The 5,434-nt window shown below is 48.5% G+C and carries 1 protein-coding gene; it reads left to right on the top strand.

Translation table 11 applies throughout. The features are described from left to right. The coding region (locus EOO50_RS17440; RefSeq protein ID WP_290841565.1) for an MG2 domain-containing protein at nucleotides 1-5,434 on the top strand (5,434 nt) is incomplete at both ends.

The following is a 5,434-nucleotide window of genomic DNA, read 5'->3' as shown; positions in this document are numbered from 1 at the left end:
CCTGCAGAAAACAGTCGGCTGCAGAGTTCAATTCCGATTTTTCATTATTCAAGGGTTACATTTCGAGTTTTACGGGCGGAATCGTCTCTATGCGATCGGACATTCGTGTCGTACTTGCATTCGAAAAAAAAGACTGGAAGCCAAACCAGGTTTTAGACAGCGATTTGTTTGATATTTCGCCGTCGGCAGATGGTAAAGTCGTTGCGCTTTCCAACAATACCTTAGCATTCATTCCTGATGGAAAGCTCGACCAGGACACTGAATATCACATTACCTTTCATTTAAAAGACATTATCGAAACCCCGAAAGGTCTGGAAGAATTCCGCTTTTCGCTTAGAACAATCAAGCAGGATTTCATCATCACGACGCAGGATATCCAATCGTACAGCAAGGATTACCAATACCTGAACTGCGTCATGAAAACCGCCGACAATCTCGATTTTGAAGATGCGAAGAAAATCATCACTGCTGAGCAGAAAGGCCAGAATGTAAAGATCAAGTTTGACAAGACGATGTCAACGCCGACAGAATTCAAGTTCGTTATCGACAGCATCAGACGTTATGTTGAAGATACGACGCTCGACATTAAATATGACGGATCGGATGCCGGCATTGACCAGAAAGGAAAGCTCTCGTACCCGATAATCGGCAAAGACAACTTCAAGATCATCAACGTCGAAGTTCCCGATGCGAACAATCAGGCTGTTTACATCAATTTTTCGGATCCGCTTAGAAAAGACCAGGATTTTTCAGGATTGGTTTCGGTTCAGACGGCTAAAAACCTCCGCTATTCGACTGAAGGAAACGTGCTGAAGGTGTTTTTTGAGGAAACGCTCAAAGGCAGCCAACTGCTGGAAGTTTTTCAGGGAATTGAAAGCGAAGACGGATTCAAGATGAAGAAGTCTTTTGCATCGCGCGTACTTTTCGAACAGATTAAGCCCAGCGTAAGGCTGCTCAAGAATGGAAGCATTCTGCCGAGCTCGAACAATCTGAAGATCAATTTTGAAGCAGTAAACCTGAGCAAAGTCGATGTGAAAGTCTTCAAGATCTACAAGAATAACATCATGCAGTTTTTGCAGGACAATGAATTGAACGGCGCCCGGGATTTGCGGCGCATCGGGCAGCCGGTTGCGAAAACCACGTTGGCGCTCAAAGATAACAAGCTTGTCAATTCGGGTAAATGGAATACCTACGCGCTTGATTTGTCGAAGCTCGTGACGCCCGATCCTGGTGCGATTTACCGCGTCGAATTCTCGTATAAAAAAGCGTACTCGTTATATGAATGTGAGAATCCTGAAGCAGATGAAAATGAATACGAGCCCGAAGATGTCGATGAAGACGATGTGAATTACAGCAATGCCGGTTACGATAATTATTATTATGAGGAAGATTACGAATGGCGCGACGAACAGGATCCTTGCACGAATTCGTATTTCTACAATACTCGCGTGGCCATCAATGTTCTCGCCACCGACTTGGGTGTGATTGCCAAGCGCGGCGAAAATAAATCCTATCTGTTTGCCGTGAATAACATCGTGACGACAGAGCCGGTTTGCAGCGCGAAAGTTGACTTGTACAGCTTTCAGCAGCAAAAGCTGGCGACGGGAACCACAGACAATCTTGGCGTTGTGCAATTTAAGCTCAACAAGTTTGCGTATTTCGCGATCGTTTCGCAGGGAAGCAACACGACGTATGTAAAGCTTGACGACGGCAATTCGCTTTCGGTTAGCAATTTTAACGTCTCGGGCGAAGCGCTTCAGAAAGGCTTGAAAGGTTTCATTTACGGCGAGCGCGGCGTTTGGCGTCCGGGCGATAATCTGTATTTGGCGTTCATTTTGGACGACTCGAGCAATAAGCTGCCGAAAAACCAGCCGATAAAGCTGCGGTTGTCTGATCCGCATGGAAAGGTCGTTTATCAGACGGTGAAAAAGTCGAACGATTTGAATCATTACACATTCGTCGTCCCGACTGATAGCGAGGCGCCGACAGGAAGCTGGGAAGCGATGGTCTCAGTCGGCGGCGCGCGATTTTATAAGAACATCAAGATTGAGACGATCAAGCCGAACCGCCTGCGGATTAAAAATACGTTCGAGCGGAAAGTGCTTTCGTCTGCCTATCCGAACAAGGCAAACCTCGAAGTCACGTGGCTTCACGGCGCAGTTGCGAAGAATTTAAAAGTCGACATGCAGGCGAAATTCTCGCAGCAGGTTACCACTTTCAAGGGTTTTGAAAAATACAGCTTTGACGATGTCGTACGCAAGTTCAGCACCGAAGAAGTCAACATTTTCACCGGAAGGATCAATGAAGCGGGAAAAGCTTCCGTGCCGATCGATCCAAAACTCGAATCGGAAGCGCCGGGAATGCTGAAAGCCGCATTCATTACCAAAGTATATGAAGAAGGCGGTGATGTTTCGACCGATGTCGTCTCGACAACTTATTCGCCTTATCAAACCTACGTCGGCCTGAAATCTCCTGAGCCGTCGAAATACGGAATGCTCGAAACGCGCAAAATGAACCGTTTCGACATTGTGACGGTCGATGAAAACGGACGTCCGAAACCCGTAAAAAACCTCGACGTCAAAGTCTACAAAGTCGAATGGCGCTGGTGGTGGGACGCATCGAATGAGGAAGATTTATCGAATTATTACGCATCCAATTCTACCACGGCTTATAAAAGCTTCACGGTTACAACCAATGCGGCGGGCAAAGGCGGTTTCCAATTCGCGCTGGCCGATGAAGAATGGGGCAGATATCTGATCCGTGTAAGCGATCCCGATGGCGGCCATGCGACTGCTGAAACCGTTTTGATCGATTATCCATATTGGTCGGGCAAAACGCGCAACACTGATGCGTCAATGGCTAATATGCTGATGTTCACGACTGACAAAGAGAAATACGCTGTCGGCGACAAGGCAAAAATCTCATTTCCTTCGAGCGAAGGCGGACGCGCATTGATTTCGATCGAAAACGGAACCAGAGTCGTTCAGACTTACTGGACCAAAACGCTTAAGGGCGAAACCAATGTCGATGTTCCGATCACGTCTGCGATGGCGCCGAACGTGTATTTCAACATCACGCTTTTGCAGCCGCACGCCTCGACAAAGAACGATTCGCCAATCAGGATGTATGGCATCGTCCCAATTGAAGTCATCGACAAAAACACGATTCTTGAACCGGCGATCTCGATGCCCGACGTGCTCAAGCCTGAAACGCCGTTTACTGTAAAAGTCTCCGAAAAATCGGGCCGCGCAATGACCTATACGATCGCAATTGTCGACGAAGGACTTTTGGATCTCACGCGGTTCAAAACCCCGAACGCCTGGGACAGCTTTTATTCGCGGGAAGCTTTAGGCGTGAAAACCTGGGATGTTTATGACGATGTGATCGGCGCTTACGGCGGAAAGGTCAACCAGGTATTTTCGATCGGCGGCGACCAGGATCTGGGCGGTGGAAAAGCAAAAAAAGCCAATCGCTTCAAGCCAGTCGTGGTTTATCTCGGGCCATTCAAGCTCGAGAAAGGACAGACAAAATCACATAATATCAAATTGCCGAAATACATCGGATCGGTACGGACAATGATCGTTGCCGGTGATGTTGCGACCAGCGCGTACGGAAGTGTCGAGAAAGCTACGCCTGTGCGCAGCCCGCTGATGGTTTTGGCTTCGCTTCCGCGGAAAATATCGCCGTCAGAGCGCGTCACGATACCGGTTACGGTGTTTGCGATGGAAAACCGGATCAAGAACGTTTCGGTACAAATAAAAACAACAGGCCTGAGAGTCATCGGAAGTTCAACACAAAACCTGACTTTCACCGAGCCTGATGAAAAGCTGGCGTACTTCAACCTCGAAGTCGGCGCGCTAACGGGAATTGGAAAAGTCCAGGTAATTGCAACATCAGGAAATGAAAAGTCGACTTACGACGTGGAGATCGACATGACCAATCCGAACCCTGTAACCTACGAGTTCAAAGATATTTTGCTCAACCCGAACAGCTCGCAGACGATTTCGTGGCAAACGTTCGGCGTCGCGGGAAGCAATAAGGCCAGGATTGAAGTTTCGTCAATGCCGACGATGGATTTGAACCGACGGCTGCAGTATCTGATCGAATATCCGCACGGATGTATCGAGCAGACAACTTCATCGGTGTTTCCGCAATTGTACCTGACCGATGTCGCCGATGTCGATGAAGTCCGCAGAGGCAACATTCAGCGAAACATCACCGCGGGAATCAACAGGCTTTCGACGTTCCAGCTTGCCAACGGCGGCTTTGTTTACTGGCCGGGAATGTCCCAGGCCGACGATTGGGGAACTTCATATGCCGGCCATTTCCTGATTGAGGCTGAGAAGAAAGGATATGTCCTTCCGATCAATTTCAAATCAAAATGGATTTCGTATCAACAGAAAGAAGCTAAAAACTGGCGTTTCATTTCGCAATACGGAAACGACTTTGCGCAGGCGTATCGATTGTATACATTGGCCTTGGCCGGCTCGCCCGACTTGTCGTCGATGAACCGACTTCGCGAAACCACAGGAATTTCGAACGAAAGCAAGCTGCGCCTTGCCGCTGCCTATGCAATGGCCGGACAAAAGGCCGCAGGAATGACGCTGCTCGCGAAAAGCCAGATCGACGAAGACAACAGCCCGTACCGTTATTACTACTACGGATCAGATGACCGGAATCGTGCGATGGCGCTTGAAACCCTTATTTTGCTAGGGCAAAAGCCACGCGCTTTCGAAATGGCACGAAAGGTTGCCAAGGACATGGCCGACATCCGCTGGATGAGCACGCAGACCACCGCGTATTGCCTTTATGCAATGTCGAAATTCGCGAAATACAACGGCGGCAGCGGAATGGACGTCCAAATCATCAAAGACGGAAAAATCGAAACGGTCGCGACTGAAAAATCGTTTACCGACAGAAGCCTCGCAATAAAAATGGGCACGAACGGCGTAACGATCAAAAACAGGAAAGGCAACACGCTTTATGTCCGGGTTTTGAACTCGGGGATTTTACCGGTCGGGCAGGAGCAGATTATCCAGAATAACGTGTCGGCTTCGGTGGCTTACAAAGACCGGAAAGGCAATCCTGTGAATGTCTCGAAGATTGCGCAGGGAACCGAATTTGTCGCCGAAATCACGGTACATAACCAGAAGAATGAATACATGGAAAATATCGCGCTGACGCAGATTCTTCCGTCGGGATTTGAAATCGTGAACACGAGATTTACTGATTACGGCGGAGATGAAACTACAGCGGCTGATTATATCGACATCCGCGACGACCGTACGAATTTTTACTTCGGCATGAAATCGGGCGAGACCAAAACCTTCCGCGTGCTGTTGAACGCATCGTATTTGGGAACGTATTATCTGCCCGGCCTGCAATGCGAGGCGATGTATGATCACTCGTTCCTGGCGCATACGAAAGGACAATG

Source organism: Flavobacterium sp., assembly GCF_004211145.1.
Lineage (GTDB): Bacteria > Bacteroidota > Bacteroidia > Flavobacteriales > Flavobacteriaceae > Flavobacterium.
This window is presented reverse-complemented; position numbering and strand designations above follow the sequence as displayed.